Below are 18,290 nucleotides of genomic sequence, written 5' to 3'. Positions count from 1 at the left end.
ATAATTTTTATGGAGGAATAAACATGTTTGAACACAAAAAGCAATTGTTACATGAAGTAAAAGTAGAAAGACCTAACCCACAATACGCAGTATTATTACAAGAGCAGTTAGGGGGAGCTAATGGAGAGTTAAAAGCAGCATTACAATATATGTCCCAAAGTTTCAGAATAAAAGATCAAGAAATAAAAGATTTATTTCTTGATATAGCTGCTGAAGAATTAAGCCATATGGAAATGGTAGCTACAACTATAAATTTATTGAATGGTCATGATGTAGATTATAAGACTGTAGTCTCTGGAGAAATACAAGGTCATGTTTTAGGTGGATTATCACCATTATTGATTAATTCATCTGGATATTCATGGACTTCCGATTATGTATCTTGTACCGGAGACTTAGTAGCGGATTTGCTTTCTAATATAGCATCTGAACAAAGAGCTAAAGTTGTATATGAATATTTATATCGCCAAATTGAAGACAAAGAAGTAAGAGCAACCATAGATTTCTTATTAAATAGAGAAGAAGCTCATAATGCTTTATTTAGAGAAGCACTTAACAAAGTTCAGAATACTGGATCAAATAAAGATTTTGGTGTTACGGAAGATTCTAAACTTTATTTTGATTTATCAACTCCAGGACCAGAGCATAAAGCACCAGATCCTACAGCACCAACTTTTAATAATCCAAGAAAATAATAATCCAATGAGAATCTTTTCATGCAATTAACATCAAAGAAACTAAATCAATTAAGTGAATTAATAATGAGTTGTGTTAACTCAAAGCTAAAATAAATAATAGCTATAATGAAATTACTAATCAGTAATATACTTATAAAAATATATTATATAGTAATAATATGTAAAATTTGAATAAGGTAAAATACATGTAATTAAGGCACTAGATTTACTAGTGCTTTTTTATAGGTAATTTTGAATTTTATTATAAAAATATAATAATTATTAATATTTAGGAATCAATTTTTATAACTTAAAAAGTCTTACTAGAATTTTAACTCTAGTAAGACCATAAAAATTATTATAATTAATATTAAATTAATAAACTAAACATATTCATGAGAAATAAAGCTATTAAAAAGATTTTTCTTAAAATCAATTCAATTCTATATTGTTAAATTTATATCATCAACATTTACTGGGACAACAGCATTATCATTACCTGTAGCAGCTCCTAAAGCAGATTGGTTATCGTTATTAGCAGCAGCACCGCCGCCACCGCCACCGCCACCTCCGCTAGCACCAGAAGTAGAGCCAGCACTAGTGGTTTCTGTTTCAGCTTCAGTTGAAGTAAGCCCATTAGTTACTGTAATATTAATATTTATTGGTTGATTATTGCTAGTTGTATCGGTATCTGTAGTTGTAGTTTCTTGAGCTTGAAGCTGAGCTTGGAGCTGAGCTTGAATTTGAGCCTGAAGTTGAATTTGAGCTTGAAGCTGAGCTTGAACTTGAGCTTGTATTTGTTCTTGCTGTTGAAGTTGTTGCTGAAGTTGCTCTTGAAGTTGTTTTTGAAGTTGAGCTTGAAATTGAAGTTGTTCTTGAAGTTGATATAATAATTTAATATAATTATTGTCATCATAATTATTAGAGTTATTACAAGTACAATTCTTATAAGAACCATTAATTAATTCATCATAATTATATTCACTGCCATAATATTTGGACATATAAATTTCTCCTTTTATCTTTAGTTTTGATAAAATTTATTTGTGTTACTTGCATAATGTATAATATGTAATTAAGCATAAAAGTGATACAAATTTAATATATTAAAAATAAAAAAAGTTTTAAATTTTCTTGTTAATACTTTCTTGACAATAAATTATATAAGTGTTATTCTAATGAAAAAAGATTACCTTTAAATTAATCCAGAGAGATTAACAAGGAAGAAATTGTAAAAGTAAAAATACTTTTATGTAGGCTTATCATACCTTCCTTGAAATTAAGGAAGGTTTTTTTGTGCAAATTATAATATATAACTAAATTAATATACCTTTAAATTTAACACAGAGATGTTAACAAGGAGTGATGTAAATGAATATGAAAAGCAAACATTTAATCGACCCAATGGATTTTTCAAAAGAAGAACTACAAGAAATTTTTAAGTTAGCACATCAAATAATAGCAAATCCAAGAGAATATTCTCATATCTGTGATGGAAAAATTTTAGCCACGTTATTTTATGAACCAAGTACAAGAACTAGATTTAGTTTCGAAGCTGCCATGATGAGACTTGGGGGTAAAATTTTGGGATTTTCAGAACCAAATTCAAGTTCTACTGCAAAAGGAGAAACTTTAGCAGATACTATAACAATGGTATCTATATATTCTGACATAATAGCTATGAGACATCCCATGGAGGGTTCTGTTAAACTTGCAAGTATGTACTCAGAGGTGCCTGTAATAAATGCAGGAGATGGAGGACATCAGCATCCAACTCAAACATTAACAGATCTTTTAACTATAGAATCTTTAAAAGATGGATTAATAAATCATACCATAGGAATCTGTGGTGACTTAAAAAATGGAAGGACAGTGCACTCACTTATAAAAGCTATGTCAAGGTATGAAGGAACTAAATTTATCTTAATTTCACCCAAAGAATTATCTATACCAATTTATATAAGAGAAGAAATATTAGCAAAAAATAATATAGAATTTAAAGAAGTTGAAAAACTAGAAGATATAATAGACGAACTAGATATCTTATATATGACAAGAATTCAAAAGGAAAGATTTTTTAATGAAGAGGAATATATAAGGCTTAAAGATAGCTATATTTTAGATGGCGAAAAGATGGAATTGGCCAAAAGGAATATGATAGTTATGCATCCACTACCAAGAGTAAATGAAATTTCTATAGAAGTAGATAAAGATGAGAGAGCTTGCTATTTTAAGCAAGCAGAATATGGAATGTACGTAAGAATGGCATTAATTGCAAAACTTTTGGGGGTGGCTTAGATGTTAGAAATAACAAGTATTAAAAATGGACTAGTAATAGACCATATAAAAGTTGGAATGGGAATAAAAATATTTAACTATTTAAATCTTGATAAAGTTAATAGTCAAGTTGCTTTAATAATGAATGTTGAAAGTGATAAGATTGGAAAAAAGGATATAATTAAAATAGAAAATTCCTCAGAAGTAAATTATACAATTTTAGGATTACTTTCACCGAATCTTACTATAAATGAGGTAAGGTTTGGTGAAATAGTTAGAAAAATAAAGCCAAAGTTACCTAAAAAGGTTATAGATGTTCTGATTTGCAGTAATCCAAGGTGTATTACAGAAGTAGAACAATATGTTCCACATACATTTAATTTGATAGATGAAGATAAAGGAACATATAAGTGCGATTATTGCGATCACATAACAAGTCTATCTGATTTATAGATTTAAATATAATTTATGAGGTGAAATTATGAATTTACTAATAAAAAACGCTAGAATAGTAGATTACTCACAGGATTTTATTGGGGATATTTATATAGAGAATGGAAAAATAAAAGAAGTAGGATTAGATATTAATATAGAAGAGGTAGATCTTATAGATGCTAAGGGACTTACTCTAATGCCTTCATTTATAGATACTCATGCACACTTTAGAGAGCCTGGACTTACTTACAAAGAAGATATAGAAAGCGGCTCTAAAGCAGCATTAAGAGGGGGATATACTGGAGTATGTTTGATGGCGAACACTAAGCCAATATGCTCTAGTAAAGAAATTTTAGAAGAGGTTAGAAATAGAGAAGAAGAATTAAATTTAATAGATTTACACCAATGTATATCTGTTACAAAAGGTTTTAATGGCAAAGATATAAGTCATTTAGATGATTTTAGTAATGATAATAAAGTTAAAGCAATATCTGACGATGGTGTTGGAGTTATGGATTCAGACGTAATGTATAAAGCTATGTTAAAGGCAAAAAAATATGATTGGATAATAATGTCTCATGCAGAAGATCATAAATTTTCACATATAGATATGAGAATAGCTGAAAATATAATGACTTTAAGAGATATATATTTAGCAAAAGAAACTGGAGCAAGACTTCATATGTGTCATGTTAGTACAAAAGAAGCGGTAGGATATATTAGAGAAGCAAAGAAGCAATTTAATAATATAACTTGTGAAGTTACACCACATCATATATATTTAACAAAAGATATAAGCAATTATAGAGTAAATCCTCCTATAAGGGAAAAAGACGATGCATCTGAAATTATAAATGCTATAAAAGATGGAATTATAGATTGTATAGGTACAGATCATGCTCCTCATACAGAAGAAGATAAAGAAAAAGGAGCACCAGGAATGGTTGGAATTGAAACATCATTTTCTATATGTTATACAAGATTAGTTAAATCAGGAGCTATAACTTTAAATAAGTTAAGTGAAATTATGTCAACAAATGGAGCAAATATTCTAGGAATGAATAAAGGCAGAATTACCCCAGGGGTTGAAGGTGATATAGTTTTATTAGATTTAGATAAGAATATAGTAGTAAATTCAAGTGATTTTCATTCAAAAGGTAAAAATACTCCATTTGAAGGCATGGAGTTTTATGGAGAAGTTCAAATGACTATAAAAGAGGGACGAATTCTTTATAAGAAATAGGAGGATATTCATGAAAAGTTTAATAATAGATAAATTATTTAATAGAGTAAAAGAAAGAGGAGTAGTTTGTGTTGGATTAGACACAGCACTTGAATATATACCTAGCTATATTTTTGAAGGAAGATCGGAAGTAGAGGCATTAGTTGAGTTTAATAAAGCAATAATAGATGCAACTATAGATGTAGCAGCATGCTTTAAAGTTCAAATTGCTTATTATGAATCCTTAGGATTAAAGGGTATGATGGCTTATAAAGAAACTTTAGATTATTTAAGAGAGAAGGATGCAATTATAATTGCAGATATAAAAAGAGGAGATATAGCAGCAACAGCTAAGCAGTATGCAAAAGCACACTTTGAAGGAGATTTTGAAGCAGATTTTATAACTCTTAGTCCATATATGGGAATGGATAGTATAGAGCCATATATGCCATATATAGAAAAAGGAGATAAGGGGATTTTCTCATTAGTTAGGACTTCTAATCCAGGAGCAGAAGATATAGAAATGCTAAAGACTGTAGATTCAAGAGATGTATATAAGGTTGTTGGAGATAAAATTGCTGAGATTGGAAAAGAAGTAATAGGACAATGTGGATATTCAAGTATAGGTGGGGTTATAGGATGCACTCATGTTGAAGAAGGAATTGAAATAAGAAAAAGATTTAAAAATATGTTTTTCTTAATACCTGGTTATGGAGCTCAAGGTGGAAAGGCAGATGATGTGGCTTTATATTTAAATAGTGGAAATGGAGGCGTAGTAAACTCTTCAAGAGCTATACTTTTAGCATATAAAAAGCAAGAAGGTAGAGAAAAAGAATTTGCAATTTGTGCAAGAGAAGAAGTTATAAGGATGAGAGATGAAATAAAGGCAGCAGTAGAAAGTTTATAGGAGGAAAACTAATGAAGGTAACTTACACAAAATCAAAAGTTATATCAAACAAAAAAGTAGTTGATGGAATATATAAAATGGTTGTAGAAGACAACAATGAAGTAAAACCTGGACAATTCTATATGCTAAAATTGAATGGACAAACTTTACTTCCTAGACCTATAAGTGTATGTGAAAAAAATGAAGGAACTATAACTTTCTTATATGCAGTTGTTGGAAATGGTACAAGGGAATATGCTAATTTAGAAACGGGAGAATATATAAATCTTACAGGGCCATTAGGAAATGGATTTAATGTATATACAAACCTTGGCAGGGTTGCTTTGGTTTCTGGTGGCATAGGTACTGCACCAATGTTAGAGGTGGCTAAAAAAATTAAAGAGAATAACAACTCTTCTAAGCTAGATTTATATGCAGGTTTTAGAGAAGATATTTATTTAATAGATGAAATAAAGAGTTATGTAGATGAAGTATATATAAGTACAAATACTGGTAAACATGGACATAAAGGATTTGTAACTGATATTTTAAATGTAGAGGACTATGATACTGTACTTTGCTGTGGACCAGAAATAATGATGAAAAAGGTTATAGATATGTGTAAAGAAAAAGGTGTAAAAATATATGTGTCTATGGAAAAACATATGGCTTGTGGTGTTGGAGCATGTCTTGTCTGTACATGTAAAACCAAGGATGGAAATAAAAGGACATGTAAGGATGGTCCAGTATTCGATGGGAATTATGTTGAACTGTAAAATCAAAGGAGGAATTTTATAAATGTTGAAAGTAAATATAAATGGAGTAGAATTTAAAAATCCAGTAATAGCAGCATCAGGAACCTTTGGTTTTGGAGCAGAATATAATAATTTTTATGATGTAGGTATCTTGGGAGGAATATCATCAAAGGGATTAACTTTAAATCCTAAGGATGGTAATGAGGGAATAAGAGTATATGAAACTCCATCTGGAATGATGAATTCAGTTGGACTTCAAAATCCAGGAGTAGATAGATTTATAAATGAAGAACTTCCTAAAATGAAGGAACTTGGCACTAATATTATTGCAAATGTTGGTGGAGGATGTATAGAAGATTATGAGGAAGCTATTGAAAAATTAAAAGGTACAGATATAGATATGATAGAACTTAATATATCATGTCCTAATGTAAAATCAGGAGGAATGGCATTTGGCATAAAATCAAATGTAGCTTATGAAGTTGTTTCAAAGATTAAGAAGATTTCAGATAAACCACTTATGGTTAAGCTTTCACCTAATGCTGAAGATATAGTTAAAATGGCGATAAGCTGCGAGGAAGCTGGAGCAGATTCAATATCTTTAATAAATACATTAAAGGGATTTGCGATAGATCCATATAAAAGAAAGCCTATATTCAATAATATGTACGCAGGACTTTCGGGACCAGCTGTAAAGCCAATAGCATTAAGAATGGTACATGAAGTTTCTAAGGCTGTTAACATACCTGTAATAGGCTTAGGAGGAATTTCTACTGGAATAGATGCAATTGAATTCATGATGGCAGGAGCTTCCGCAATCCAAATAGGAACTATAAATTTTATAAATCCCATGGCTGGAAAAGAAATAATAGAGGAAATAAAAAAATTCTGCATAGAGCAAGGGATTAAAAATATAAAAGAAATAATAGGTTGTATATAGTAATGTATATAAGTAGGACAGTATATAGTTTTTAACATTCTATATACTGTCCTTAAAAATATGTATATTATTTTTTTGAAAATACTCCAATTATTATATTTATAATATCTTTTATAGTATCTAATTGATTAATAATTCCATCTTTCATAACGATGGCTTCTGCCGTAGTTTCAACAGCTACATCACTTATATCTTTAACATTTTCAGATATTCCATTTAAATTTTTAATAGTGTTATCTAAATTTGTTTTATTATCTTTAAGTGTAGTGTTTATATTATCAATAAGTACAATAATTTTTCTTAAGGCTAAAATTAAATAAATTAAAGCTATAACAGAAGCGATAACTATAATAGTCAATAGAAGAGTATTAAAATTTATAGTAATAGTCATATTATATACCCTCACTTAAAATTTATAATAATAGTTATATGAAATAATTATGTATTTAAATCTTCTTTAACTTCATTATTGTTTTCAGTTATAATTTTTTCTGTAAGTTCTTCTACAGAATCATTTGTTACAGCTTTTTTTGATTCAAGATATTTTGCAATCTTATTTTTAGCATCACTAAAATTATTTTTAGCATCTTCAGTAACATCTATAGCTTTTGTTTTAATTGTATTATTTAAATCGTTAGCAGTTTTCTTTAATGATTTTCTAGTATCTTTTCCTGATTTAGGTGCAAATAAAAGTCCACTAGCTAGTCCAGCGGCAACGCCAATAGTAGCGCCTAATGCAACATTTTTTGCAATTTTAGCTTTTTCTTTTTTAGCTTTTTCTTTTTTCTTTTGTTCTATTAAATTTGTCAAATTCATATTTTAACCCCCCTATTACGATACTTTTATATATAATGGATTATAAAGGAAAATACAAATAAATACAAGCTGTTAAAGTCGAAAATGCTTATAATAAAATAATAATATTAAAATATAACTAAATAAATAATAAAAAAACTTTATATTATACATTAAATAATGTAAAATGAATATTGATAACAATTAAGATTTTATTAAAATCATTGTATTAAAAAATCTATTAGAAGATTTTTATTAATATAAGAATTTAGGGAGGATACAATGAGATTAAAAAAAATAAAAGTGATTTTAGTGTAGTTATTATAATATTACTAGGGCTTATAGGTTATATAGTAAATGGTATACTAAATAAAGAAACAAAAGAGGTTATAGTAGCAAAAAAGTTTATAGAGAATTTATCAGATGAGAAGATAATAAATAATTCCGATTATTATAAAGAAGCAATTGAAGAAGAAGCTTTAAATAAATTAAATAGTAAGAGTTCGCAAATACAGTATTCTGTTATAGTAGGAAATTATGGAGTGGATATTGATAAAAATTACAATGTATTGGGATTTTCAAATAAAAACTTAGGAACAAAAATTAAATTGGCGGAGATATCAGAAGAAAAAGCCACTAGTTTAGCTACAAAATATATAGATGAAATTACTAACGATGAATTTATATTCAAGGAGATTAAAACAAGAGAAGAGGAAGGTAGTCCATGTTATAATGTAGTATTTTATAAATGCAAAGATGGATATCCATATTATAAACAGGAAATAAATACTTCTATAAACAAAGTTACTGGTAAATTAGAATCATATTCTAACTATCCATTAGATAATATAAAACATATAAAAGATATTAATATAGATGAATATAAAGCAAAAAATATAGTTCAAAATTATTTTATTAATTTAAATTTAAAATCAGAAATATTGGACAAACCAATGATTGCCTTTGTATCAGTAAATGATAATGAAATGGCATTATCATTTGTATATAACGTTAAAACAATAGATGATAAGAATAAGGAAGAAAAATATATAATATATATTAGAGCAGATTTAGGAGAGGTTATAAATTATAATTTAGAGTCTAGCACAAATAGCTAAAATAAAAAAAGAGATTTGAATTTTAATCAAATCTCTTTTTTGTTAGTTAATATAACTAATCATTATTAGGATCTGGAACTTCAGGAGTTTCATTATTGCTTTCAGAATCCTTTAGTTGAATGGTAATTGTATCTCCCTTTTTAGCTTTATCAGAAGATAAACTTTTAATTATTCTAGTTTTTGCATTATTATTAGATATCTTAATATTTACACCTTTAGATTTTAATATTTCTATAGCCATATCAACATTGCTTCCAACAGAAATCCCTAAATCAGATAAATTAAATTCTTCATCCTTTGGCACATATTTAGTATCATCTTTTTCTGTTGGAAGAACATATTTAAAATCAGCTGCTCCTGAAGAAGGATTTTCTTTCTTTATAAATACTCTTTCTTCAATTAAGTCCTTTGGAGTATTTTCAGTTGCTAATTTATTATTGTTTTTATTAACTTTAGCTGTTACATGTACATCGCAAACTCCTGTAGGCTCTGTACCAGCTATAAACATTTCAGTATAAACTCTTGAGCCTCTAGGATCCTTAGCACAAAGGTCTGTTGCTCTTTTTCCAGAATCTTTACATATAGCAACGGTAGTAATACCACCTGGGTTTCCATCAAATTCCTTATATTCTAAGTTTGCATGAATTGGAGCCATCATAGCACCCCATAATGAAGCAGCAGATGAACTATAACTTGCGCCACCCATAGCAGAACGATTATCATATCCAATCCAAACAGCTCCTGAATAATAAGGAGTTAACCCAGCAAATAAAAAGTCTGTAACAAGACTAGTTGTTCCTGTTTTACCTATTACAGGCATATTAGGAAGCTTTGCCAAAGCACCATCAAAGGTTAAAGGACCCTTTAATAAATCCCTCATTATATATGCAGTTTGAGGAGAAAATACTTGTGTTTGCTTAGGTTTAGATTCTAATATAATTTTACCAGTTGCATCAGCAACTTTAGTATATAAAATAGGTTTAGTATATAAACCATTATTTCCAAAGCTTCCAAAAGCGGAAGCTAGTATATATGGATTACCACCATCTACAGAACCGTCTTCATCAACACCTGTAAATTCACCTAATGCTACGGTAGCTATGAATTTTGATTTTTCGCCATAAACCAATCCCAGTTTTTCACCATAAGCCAATCCAGTTTCAACTCCAAGTTTGTCTTCGACTAGAACTGTTGGTACATTTTTAGATAATGCAAGTGATTGTCTTGCTGTAATTAATCCATCTGAAACCTTGTTCCAGTTTGCTGGATTATATCCACCATATTTACTTTGAATAGATGATGGAAGACCTGCATCATCTAGCACTGTACCAGCTGTAATAGCCTTAGTATCAATAGCAGGACCATAAACTGTTAAAGGTTTAGTAGTTGATCCAACGGATCTTAAAGCATAATAAGCTCTATTTGTAGATCTTGCAGGCTGTTCACCTCTTCCACCAACCATTGCTTTAACTTGGCCAGTTTTATAATCAATAATTACAGCAGCAGCTTGAAGTGCTGGAGTTCCATTTTCATCAGTAACTTCTGGGTTAGCGTAAATATCAAGTTGTTGTATACTATTTCTATCATTTAAAACGGCTTGGGTAGAATCTTGAATTGTTCTATCCATAGTAGTATAAATTTTAAGTCCGCCAGTAGCAAATAATCTATCAACTTCCTCATCAGTATATTTATACACTTCTTTTAGATCTTCTCGCACTTGATCTAAAGCTGGATATACAAACCATTCATAATTAATTTTATAGTCAATTACTGTTTGAGAAAATACAAATTGATTAGCATCTACAAAAGCATATGCTTCATCGTATTCTGCTTGAGTTATATATCCTAAATCTCTCATTTTCATAAGAACAGTTTTTGTTCTATCTAAATATATTGTAGGATCTTCCTTATTTTCAGGATCATAAGGACTATAAGCACTTGGTGCTTGAGTTAAACCAGCAATAAATGCAGATTCAGGTAAAGTTAAATCTTTAGCACTTTTTTCAAAGAAATATTTTGAAGCAGCTTCTACTCCATAAATTTTACCACCTAAAGGAATAGTGTTTAAATATGCTTCTAATATTTGGTCTTTAGTAAGTTTATTTTCAAGTGTTAATGAAAGATAAATTTCTCTTATTTTTCTTTCAATTTTAACATCTTGTGTTAAAAGTGTATTTCTTATTAGCTGTTGAGTAAGAGTAGATCCACCTTGAATATTACCGTTTCCTGTAAAATAGTACATTGCAGATCTTAAAGCTGAGCTTAGAGTTCTTTTTATATCTACACCAGGATGCTTATAAAAACGTTCATCTTCAATTGAAACATAAGCATCTTTTAAATATTTAGACATTTCGTCTAAACTTACTTTATATCTTTCTTCTTCAGTTGGTATGTTATCAATATATTGTTCTTGACTATCGTAAATCATTGAAGGTTCATTTAAAGCTAAAACTGCATTTACATCAAGGGTTGGAGTACTTTTAATTATTGCAAAGACATATCCAAGACCTACTACAAAACATAGCAGTCCTGCAATTAGTATTCCAAGGAAAGTACCTTTTAAGATTTTTTTATATTTAGGTTGATTTTTTTCTTTTTAGAATTTTTGCCATTGTTTTTATTATCTTTAACATTAGCTTGGCTTTTTTCTGTTCTAGAAGTATCTTTATTAGCCATTTGTTCCTCCCTTATAATTAAAAATTATTTAATGGTGTAAAATAAATAATATAGAATATTATAGCATATTTATATAAAGAGTAAAATAATAACTCAAGAAGGTGTCTATGAAGTATTATACAAAAAAATCTAAAATACGATTTAAAATTAAACATCCTAAACTTATATTGGTTATTATCGTCATTTTTGTCTTATTTAATTCTATTATGTATTTCATTGATAAAAATATTTTACCAGCAGTTTTAAATATAGCAGAAGAAGAACTAAAAAGAGAAGCAACTACAATTATTAATGAAACTGCTTTAGATATTTATTCAAATCAATTTAATTATTCTGATATGATAATTACTGAAAAAGATAATGATGGTAATATAACTATGCTAAGAGCTGATACTGTAAAATTAAACTATCTTTCATCAAGATTAGTATTAGCATCTAATGATAAAATAGGTAAGTTACAAGAAATGGGACTAAAAGTTCCGTTAGGATATATGACTAAAAATTTAGTGTTTTATAATTTGGGTCCTAAGATAAATATAAACATGAATCAAATAGGGAATATAACTAGTAGTTATGAATCTGTATTTGAAAGTGCAGGTATTAATCAAACAAGGCATAAAATATATTTGCATGTTAATATGAAAATGAAAATAGTTGTGCCTCTTAATAGCAAAGATGTAGAAATAGCATGTGAAATTCCAATAGCAGAAACAATAATAGTAGGAAAAATTCCAAATACAGCAATAGAACTTAATAAATAATTGAAAATGAAAGAATGAAAGAATTTATGTTATAATTCAGGCAAGCTGAATTAAGAAAATTTAATTAAAATAAAAAACTCCTAATTTTAGGAGTTTTTTAGTTCAATTTAATTGTTAATTGTTAATTGACTTAGTTCCAGTTAAATACATAAGGTACATTTCTGTAGAAACTTTCATAATCAAGACCATATCCAACTACAAATAAATCTTCTATTTCAAAGCAGCAATAATCTGGTTTTAAATCAACTTTTCTTCTAGAAGGCTTATCTAATAGTACACAGGTTTTAACAGATTTGGCTCCACGTTTTTTTACATAATCAACAACAAATTCCATTGTATATCCAGTATCTATAATATCATCTACTATTAATACATCCCATCCTTCTATATTGTCTGGAATATCATTTACAACCTTAACTTCACCAGTGCTTTCTTCACCATGACCATAACTTGAAGTAGTCATAAAACCAACTTTTGCTTTACAATCAATTGCTCTAAATATGTCAGCCCCAAAAACAAAACTTCCTCTAAGAAGTGGAAGAACATAAAGTTTCTTATCTTTATAATCTTCAGTAATAATTTTTCCAAGTTCTGCAACTCTAGTTTTTATTTGTTCTTCTGTAAAAAGTATGTTTCTTTTTTTGTCATTCATTAGTTTAATCCTCCTAAAATATCCTATATAACCTAATAACTTATATTATTATTTTAATATTACATATTATTTATATTTCTTGCAACTTATTTTTAAATACTTTAAGTACAGTTTTAGTAAAGTATTTGATATAAGTATAATATAGTATGGATTATAATATTAGTATTATATTTACAATAAAGAATTATTAGTATAAAATTATATGCAAGTTGCCAATAGTAGATAGTGAGGTGGTATTATGATATTTGGAAATATAGATGGTATAAAGAAGTCTTATTTAGAAGAACTTGAAAGACTCTATAAAGTAAAGGTTTTAAAAGATGAGGTGTGTAGTGTAGAAATAATAGATATTATTTCTAGATTAACTTCTATTTTGGATAGGGAAATAAGCATAGCAGTAGATAGAAGAGGGAAAATAGTATCTATAGCAATAGGAGATTCAACTTCAGTTGAATTAGCTATGATTGATATAAGGGAAAAAAGGTTATCTGGAGTTAGAGTTATACATACACATCCTAATGGATTTTCTAATTTGTCGGCTCTTGATTTGTCAGCTCTTTTAAAATTAAAACTTGATGCAATAATGGCAATAGGAGTTTATGATGGAAAAATAACAGATTATTCTTTAGCAATGCTTACAATAACAAATGATTTGTTAGATTATGAAGAGAAATTAAACTTATCAATTGAAGAAGTATTGTCAATTCACATATTAGATAAAATTCATTATGTTGAAGGATTAATTAAAGAAAAAGAAATAGTAGAAGATGAAGGTGAAAGAGCTATTTTAGTAGGATCTGATACCAAGGAAAGTTTAGAAGAACTTAAAGAACTTACTAAAGCTTGTGATATACCAGTATTAGAGTTAGTTTATCAAAGTAGAAGTAAAATTGACCCAGCCTTTTATATTGGAAAGGGAAAAGTATTAGAAATAGCTAGCTTAAGGCAAAGTAAACATGCAAACCTTATAATTTTTGATGATGAGCTTTCAGGTTCACAAGTAAGAAATCTAGAAGCGGCAATTGGTGCAAAGGTAATAGATAGAACTACTTTAATATTAGAAATCTTTGCAAGAAGAGCAAGAAGTAAGGAATCAAAAATTCAGGTTGAACTTGCACAGTTAAAATATAGAATGGGTAGACTTCAAGGCTTAGGAACAGTGCTTTCAAGAACTGGTGGGGGAATAGGAACAAGAGGACCAGGAGAAAAGAAGTTAGAAACCGATAGAAGACATATAAAGGAAACTATATATGATTTAAATGATGAGCTTAAAAAAATAAAGAAAACAAGAGAAGTTCAAAGAGAAAAAAGAACAAAAGAAAGTATTCCTAAGGTATCATTAGTAGGATATACAAATGCAGGTAAATCAACTCTTAGAAATAAATTGTGTGATGTTGCAGCTCAAAAAGAGGTTCAAGGAAAAGAAAAAGTTTTTGAAGCTGATATGTTATTTGCAACCTTAGATATAACTACAAGGTCTATAATATTAAAAAATAAAGGTGTAGTTACTATAACAGATACAGTAGGATTTGTAAGAAAGTTACCTCATGATTTAGTTGAAGCATTTAAATCAACACTAGAGGAAGTGATATACTCAGATCTTTTATGTCATATTGTTGATACCTCTTCAGATCATGCACTTGATCAAATAAAAGCTGTAGAGGAAGTTTTAGAAGAACTTGGAGCCAAAGATAAAGAAACTATATTAGTACTAAATAAAATAGATAAAGCTACAGATGAGCAAATAGAAGAAATAAAAAAAATATGTTCAGAATATAAAATTATTGAAATATCAGCTAAAGAAGGAATTAATTTAGATAATCTTCTTGATTTAATAGAAGAAAAATTACCGTATAAAATGAAAAAATGCGAATATTTGATTCCTTACGATAGAAGTGATATGAATTCATATCTTCATAGGAATGGAAGAGTACTAAAAGAAGAATATAAGGATAATGGTACCTTTATGGTAGTAGAGGTAGAAGATGAAGTTTATAATAAATCAAAAGATTTTATAGTAAACATTATTGCCCAATAGTTAATTACTGCAATGAAGATTAGACTTTATTGCAGTAATTTTATATAATAAAATAAATTGTAATAATACAATATTAAGTTGAAGGGAGTAGGATAATGGCAAAATCAATTATAGATTACCAAAATGCTTATAAAGAAATTACAGATATTCTTATGAAAAATACTAATATATTAGCAATTTTTGTATTAGGAAGTATGGTTACTGGAGATCTGTGGGAAGAATCAGATATAGATTTATTTACAATATATAAAGATGATTTTGAACAGGTTAGAGATTTATATTCTGAAGTGATGAATATACCTGTTCATATAAAATTTTTAAGTAAAAAAGCTTTTAAAGAAGCTTATTATGAATGTGGTAAGAAAGATGTAATAAAGAATTCTTTAATATCATCTAAATTAATATATTCAATGGATCATGAAATATCAGAACTATATGAAAAAATAATATATAGTGTAAATTCAGATAAAGGAAGATGGAATCTAGTTTATTTAGGAAATTTGTTAAAAGAAATAGGGATATGCAAAAAATATTTAAGTACAGGCAGAGGATACACTGCATATGAACTTCTTATTAGGGCATTAGATAACTTTTCTAAGCTTTATCTTAGTATTAATGGATACACTGTAAGTAAAGATTCATTAAATATGGCATGTAATTTAAATGATGAATTAAATAAGAGAATAAAAAAATTATTCTACAACGAAATGAATGATGAGAATATAAAAAGCATTATAAGTTATATGGAAAGCTATTTAGATTACAATATAGAAAAAGCATCAAAAGAAATTCTAGAATTTATAAAAGAGGAAGATAAAGAATTAAGTGCATATGAGATTAAAAACAATGACTATTTTAAAAATTTTAATATTAAGACGGAAGAAATTTTAAAAGTATTATACAAGAATAATGTCTTAACAAAAAATAAAAGAGAATTTAGAGATCACAAAGAATGTCTACTAGCAACTGAAAATGTATATAGTTATAAACATTAGAAGAATTTGGAGGAATTATGAATAATATTTTTAAGATGTTCTTTGAGGAAGAAATTCCCAAATATATACAAATTTCAAATCATATAAAAAAACTAATAGATAATAAAAAAATAAATGATGGAGAAAAGCTACCTACAATAAGAGAATTATCAAAAATTTTAGAGGTAAACAATGTAACTATAGTTAACGCATATAAAAAGTTAAAATCAGACGGATATGCTTTTCAAAAAGTAGGATCTGGAACTTATGCAAAAAGGAAAGATCTTATATCAGTATTCAATAGAGAATATTCTAAAACATTAAAAAGTATATTAACTGAAGATTTAGATAAAATCATTGATTTTACAGGGGAAACAAATACAGAGATGTATTTTCCAATAAAAGAATTTAAGAATGTAATTAATAAGGTTCTAGATAGGGATGGAGCAAATGCACTAATAATGAAAGAGCCTTTTGGATATGAAGAATTAAGAAGAACAATAAATAAGGAACTTTGGGGCGGTAAGTTAGATTTAGATAATATAATAATAGTTTCAGGGGCGCAGCAGGGAATAGATATAGCAGTTAAGGCAATAGTTAACATTAATGATAACGTAGTAGTAGAAAAACCTACCTATGGAGGAGCTATATCAGTTTTTAAATGGAGAAGAGCTAATATATTTGAATTAGAAATTAAAGAAGATGGAATAGATTTAGAAGAATTTGAAGAAATATTAAAGAAAAATAAAATAAGTTGTTTTTATACAATGAGTTATTTCCATAATCCAACAGGTGTAAGCTATAGCTATGAAAAAAAGCTGAAATTATTAGCTTTAGCTAGAAAATATGATTTTTATATTATAGAAGATGACTATTTATCTGAACTTATATATGATGATGGAATAATTCATGAACCATTAAAAGAGCTTGATAAGTATGAAAGAGTAATTTATGTAAAAAGTTTTTCAAAGGTATTTTTACCAGGAATAAGACTTGGATATATGATTATACCAAATTCATTTATAGAGAGTATGCAAAATTCTAAGATAAACACAGATTTTGCAACTTCTAGTCTTATGCAGAGAGCTTTAGAATTATATATAAAAGAAGGTTTTTGGAAGGAACATATACAATATCAATGTAAAGAATACAAAACAAAATATGAGCTTATGAAAAACCTAATAGAAGAAAAGCTTTTTGATAAAGTCACATATTTAGATCCAAAGGGAGGACTTTATTTTTATATAAAATTAAAAAATAAAGAGGTAAAATCTAAAGAACTTTTTTATAAATTAAAAAAGAAAAATGTATATATTACACCTGGAATAATATTTTTTAGAGATTCCAAAAATGGAGATTATTTTTTTAGAATTAGTTTCTCACAAGTTAATAAAGAAAAGATAATAAAAGGTATCAATTTAATCAAGGAGGAACTTATATGAGTTATATTACTATAAGAAATTTCGGAGAAGATAGTTTTATAGAAAAAAATCAGAGTTTATAGGATATGCCAAAAGATGTGAAAATGAAGAAGAAGCAAAAGAGTTTATAGCAGAAATTAAAAACAAGCATAAGCAAGCTACTCATAATTGCTTTGCTTATGCTATAGGAGAAAATATGGGGATTCAAAGATATAGTGATGACGGAGAACCACAGGGAACGGCAGGAATTCCTATATTAGAAGTGATGAAAAAAAGTAAAGTGACTGATTGTGCATAGTAGTAACTAGGTATTATGGTGGTATATTATTAGGAGCCGGAGGACTTACAAGAGCTTATACAAAAGGTGCTTCAATAGCACTAAAAGCAGGGAAAGTAGTTGAAAAGGTAAAAGGAGTAAGGTTGTTATTAAATATGGATTATGATATGTTGGGTAAAGTTCAATATAAGTGTAATGAAAATAATTGGCATATTGAAGAAGTTGAATATACAGATAAAGTTATAATTCATATATTATCAGAAATAAATAAAGTCGATGAAATGGAAAAAGAAATAACCGAAACCTCAAATGGTAAAGTTATAATAACTAAAATGGATGAAGGAATTTATTTTAAAGAAGAAAATAGATTATACAAATTAATTTAA

17 protein-coding genes and 1 pseudogene are annotated in these 18,290 nt (G+C 28.0%); 13 read left to right on the top strand and 5 right to left on the bottom strand.

What is annotated here, in order from left to right; all coding sequences use genetic code 11:
• Nucleotides 1–23: 23 nt before the first annotated feature.
• Nucleotides 24–695 carry a manganese catalase family protein gene (locus tag A500_RS15195; RefSeq protein ID WP_016208453.1) on the top strand — a complete coding sequence of 224 codons (672 nt, stop codon included), beginning with the start codon at nt 24–26 and terminating at the stop codon, nt 693–695.
• A gap of 425 nt (nt 696–1,120) precedes the next feature.
• On the opposite strand, the gene A500_RS19640 is transcribed toward A500_RS15195, so the two are convergent.
• Complete coding sequence (locus A500_RS19640; RefSeq protein ID WP_016208452.1) at nt 1,121–1,681, bottom strand: hypothetical protein; 561 nt, start codon at nt 1,679–1,681, stop codon at nt 1,121–1,123.
• Nucleotides 1,682–2,048: 367 nt separating this feature from the next.
• On the opposite strand from A500_RS19640, the gene pyrB reads away from it, so the two are divergent.
• Genes pyrB through A500_RS15160 form a run of 6 tightly spaced genes read left to right on the top strand, consistent with a single transcriptional unit; the run spans nt 2,049 to nt 7,192 of the window.
• A complete protein-coding gene (gene pyrB / locus A500_RS15185) occupies nt 2,049–2,975 on the top strand; it encodes an aspartate carbamoyltransferase (RefSeq protein ID WP_016208451.1) in 927 nt (308 codons plus the stop codon).
• Nucleotides 2,976–3,407, top strand: a complete 432-nt coding sequence (locus A500_RS15180) for an aspartate carbamoyltransferase regulatory subunit (RefSeq protein ID WP_016208450.1) — start codon at nt 2,976–2,978, stop codon at nt 3,405–3,407.
• A gap of 28 nt (nt 3,408–3,435) precedes the next feature.
• Nucleotides 3,436–4,632: a dihydroorotase gene (locus A500_RS15175; protein WP_016208449.1), complete on the top strand. Its 1,197-nt coding sequence runs from the start codon at nt 3,436–3,438 to the stop codon at nt 4,630–4,632.
• Nucleotides 4,633–4,642: 10 nt separating this feature from the next.
• Complete coding sequence (pyrF, locus tag A500_RS15170) at nt 4,643–5,518, top strand: orotidine-5'-phosphate decarboxylase (RefSeq protein ID WP_016208448.1); 876 nt, start codon at nt 4,643–4,645, stop codon at nt 5,516–5,518.
• Nucleotides 5,519–5,529: 11 nt separating this feature from the next.
• On the top strand, nt 5,530–6,273 hold the full coding sequence (locus tag A500_RS15165; protein ID WP_016208447.1) for a dihydroorotate dehydrogenase electron transfer subunit: 744 nt from the start codon (nt 5,530–5,532) through the stop codon (nt 6,271–6,273).
• Between the two features lie 22 nt (nt 6,274–6,295).
• Nucleotides 6,296–7,192, top strand: coding sequence for a dihydroorotate dehydrogenase (locus tag A500_RS15160; RefSeq protein WP_016208446.1), 897 nt, complete (start codon nt 6,296–6,298; stop codon nt 7,190–7,192).
• Between the two features lie 67 nt (nt 7,193–7,259).
• Here A500_RS15160 and A500_RS15155 read toward each other — a convergent pair whose 3' ends face one another.
• Both A500_RS15155 and A500_RS15150 read right to left on the bottom strand, forming a co-directional pair.
• Entirely contained in the window at nt 7,260–7,583 is a 324-nt protein-coding gene (locus A500_RS15155; protein WP_016208445.1) for a hypothetical protein, read from the bottom strand.
• A 47-nt stretch (nt 7,584–7,630) separates the two neighbouring features.
• A complete protein-coding gene (locus tag A500_RS15150) occupies nt 7,631–8,008 on the bottom strand; it encodes a YtxH domain-containing protein (protein WP_016208444.1) in 378 nt (125 codons plus the stop codon).
• A gap of 521 nt (nt 8,009–8,529) precedes the next feature.
• Here A500_RS15150 and A500_RS15145 point away from each other — a divergent pair.
• On the top strand, nt 8,530–9,105 hold the full coding sequence (locus A500_RS15145) for a hypothetical protein (RefSeq protein WP_016208443.1): 576 nt from the start codon (nt 8,530–8,532) through the stop codon (nt 9,103–9,105).
• A 55-nt stretch (nt 9,106–9,160) separates the two neighbouring features.
• On the opposite strand, the gene A500_RS15140 is transcribed toward A500_RS15145, so the two are convergent.
• A complete protein-coding gene (locus A500_RS15140; protein ID WP_016208442.1) occupies nt 9,161–11,533 on the bottom strand; it encodes a transglycosylase domain-containing protein in 2,373 nt (790 codons plus the stop codon).
• Between the two features lie 355 nt (nt 11,534–11,888).
• Here A500_RS15140 and yunB point away from each other — a divergent pair, with 355 nt between their 5' ends.
• On the top strand, nt 11,889–12,542 hold the full coding sequence (yunB, locus tag A500_RS15135) for a sporulation protein YunB (RefSeq protein ID WP_016208441.1): 654 nt from the start codon (nt 11,889–11,891) through the stop codon (nt 12,540–12,542).
• Nucleotides 12,543–12,672: 130 nt separating this feature from the next.
• Here yunB and hpt read toward each other — a convergent pair whose 3' ends face one another.
• Entirely contained in the window at nt 12,673–13,194 is a 522-nt protein-coding gene (hpt, locus tag A500_RS15130) for a hypoxanthine phosphoribosyltransferase (protein WP_016208440.1), read from the bottom strand.
• 238 nt (nt 13,195–13,432) lie between these two features.
• On the opposite strand from hpt, the gene hflX reads away from it, so the two are divergent.
• The 4 genes and pseudogenes from hflX to A500_RS15110 all read left to right on the top strand — a co-directional run bounded on the left by hflX (nt 13,433) and on the right by A500_RS15110 (nt 18,290).
• Nucleotides 13,433–15,232, top strand: coding sequence for a GTPase HflX (gene hflX / locus A500_RS15125; protein WP_016208439.1), 1,800 nt, complete (start codon nt 13,433–13,435; stop codon nt 15,230–15,232).
• A gap of 95 nt (nt 15,233–15,327) precedes the next feature.
• The gene (locus A500_RS15120) at nt 15,328–16,227 is read left to right on the top strand and encodes a nucleotidyltransferase domain-containing protein (protein ID WP_016208438.1); all 900 of its coding nucleotides are present in this window, start codon (nt 15,328–15,330) and stop codon (nt 16,225–16,227) included.
• A gap of 17 nt (nt 16,228–16,244) precedes the next feature.
• Nucleotides 16,245–17,648: a MocR-like pyridoxine biosynthesis transcription factor PdxR gene (gene pdxR, locus A500_RS15115; RefSeq protein ID WP_016208437.1), complete on the top strand. Its 1,404-nt coding sequence runs from the start codon at nt 16,245–16,247 to the stop codon at nt 17,646–17,648.
• Nucleotides 17,645–18,290, top strand: a pseudogene (locus tag A500_RS15110) (YigZ family protein). Before pdxR ends, A500_RS15110 begins: the two are co-directional and overlap by 4 nt.

The sequence above is a fragment of the Clostridium sartagoforme AAU1 genome, assembly GCF_000401215.1.
Classification (GTDB): Bacteria; Bacillota; Clostridia; order Clostridiales; family Clostridiaceae; genus Clostridium; species Clostridium sartagoforme.
This window is presented reverse-complemented; position numbering and strand designations above follow the sequence as displayed.

Coding starts and splice junctions, on each gene's coding strand:
- A500_RS15195 (WP_016208453.1), top strand. CDS start 24: ATGTTTGAACACAAAAAGCAATTGTTACATGAAGTAAAAGTAGAAAGA.
- A500_RS15155 (WP_016208445.1), bottom strand. CDS start 7,583: ATGACTATTACTATAAATTTTAATACTCTTCTATTGACTATTATAGTT.
- A500_RS15120 (WP_016208438.1), top strand. CDS start 15,328: ATGGCAAAATCAATTATAGATTACCAAAATGCTTATAAAGAAATTACA.
- A500_RS15180 (WP_016208450.1), top strand. CDS start 2,976: ATGTTAGAAATAACAAGTATTAAAAATGGACTAGTAATAGACCATATA.
- hflX (WP_016208439.1), top strand. CDS start 13,433: ATGATATTTGGAAATATAGATGGTATAAAGAAGTCTTATTTAGAAGAA.
- pdxR (WP_016208437.1), top strand. CDS start 16,245: ATGAATAATATTTTTAAGATGTTCTTTGAGGAAGAAATTCCCAAATAT.
- A500_RS15140 (WP_016208442.1), bottom strand. CDS start 11,533: ATGATTTACGATAGTCAAGAACAATATATTGATAACATACCAACTGAA.
- pyrF (WP_016208448.1), top strand. CDS start 4,643: ATGAAAAGTTTAATAATAGATAAATTATTTAATAGAGTAAAAGAAAGA.
- A500_RS15150 (WP_016208444.1), bottom strand. CDS start 8,008: ATGAATTTGACAAATTTAATAGAACAAAAGAAAAAAGAAAAAGCTAAA.
- A500_RS19640 (WP_016208452.1), bottom strand. CDS start 1,681: ATGTCCAAATATTATGGCAGTGAATATAATTATGATGAATTAATTAAT.
- A500_RS15175 (WP_016208449.1), top strand. CDS start 3,436: ATGAATTTACTAATAAAAAACGCTAGAATAGTAGATTACTCACAGGAT.
- hpt (WP_016208440.1), bottom strand. CDS start 13,194: ATGAATGACAAAAAAAGAAACATACTTTTTACAGAAGAACAAATAAAA.
- A500_RS15160 (WP_016208446.1), top strand. CDS start 6,296: ATGTTGAAAGTAAATATAAATGGAGTAGAATTTAAAAATCCAGTAATA.
- yunB (WP_016208441.1), top strand. CDS start 11,889: ATGAAGTATTATACAAAAAAATCTAAAATACGATTTAAAATTAAACAT.
- pyrB (WP_016208451.1), top strand. CDS start 2,049: ATGAATATGAAAAGCAAACATTTAATCGACCCAATGGATTTTTCAAAA.
- A500_RS15165 (WP_016208447.1), top strand. CDS start 5,530: ATGAAGGTAACTTACACAAAATCAAAAGTTATATCAAACAAAAAAGTA.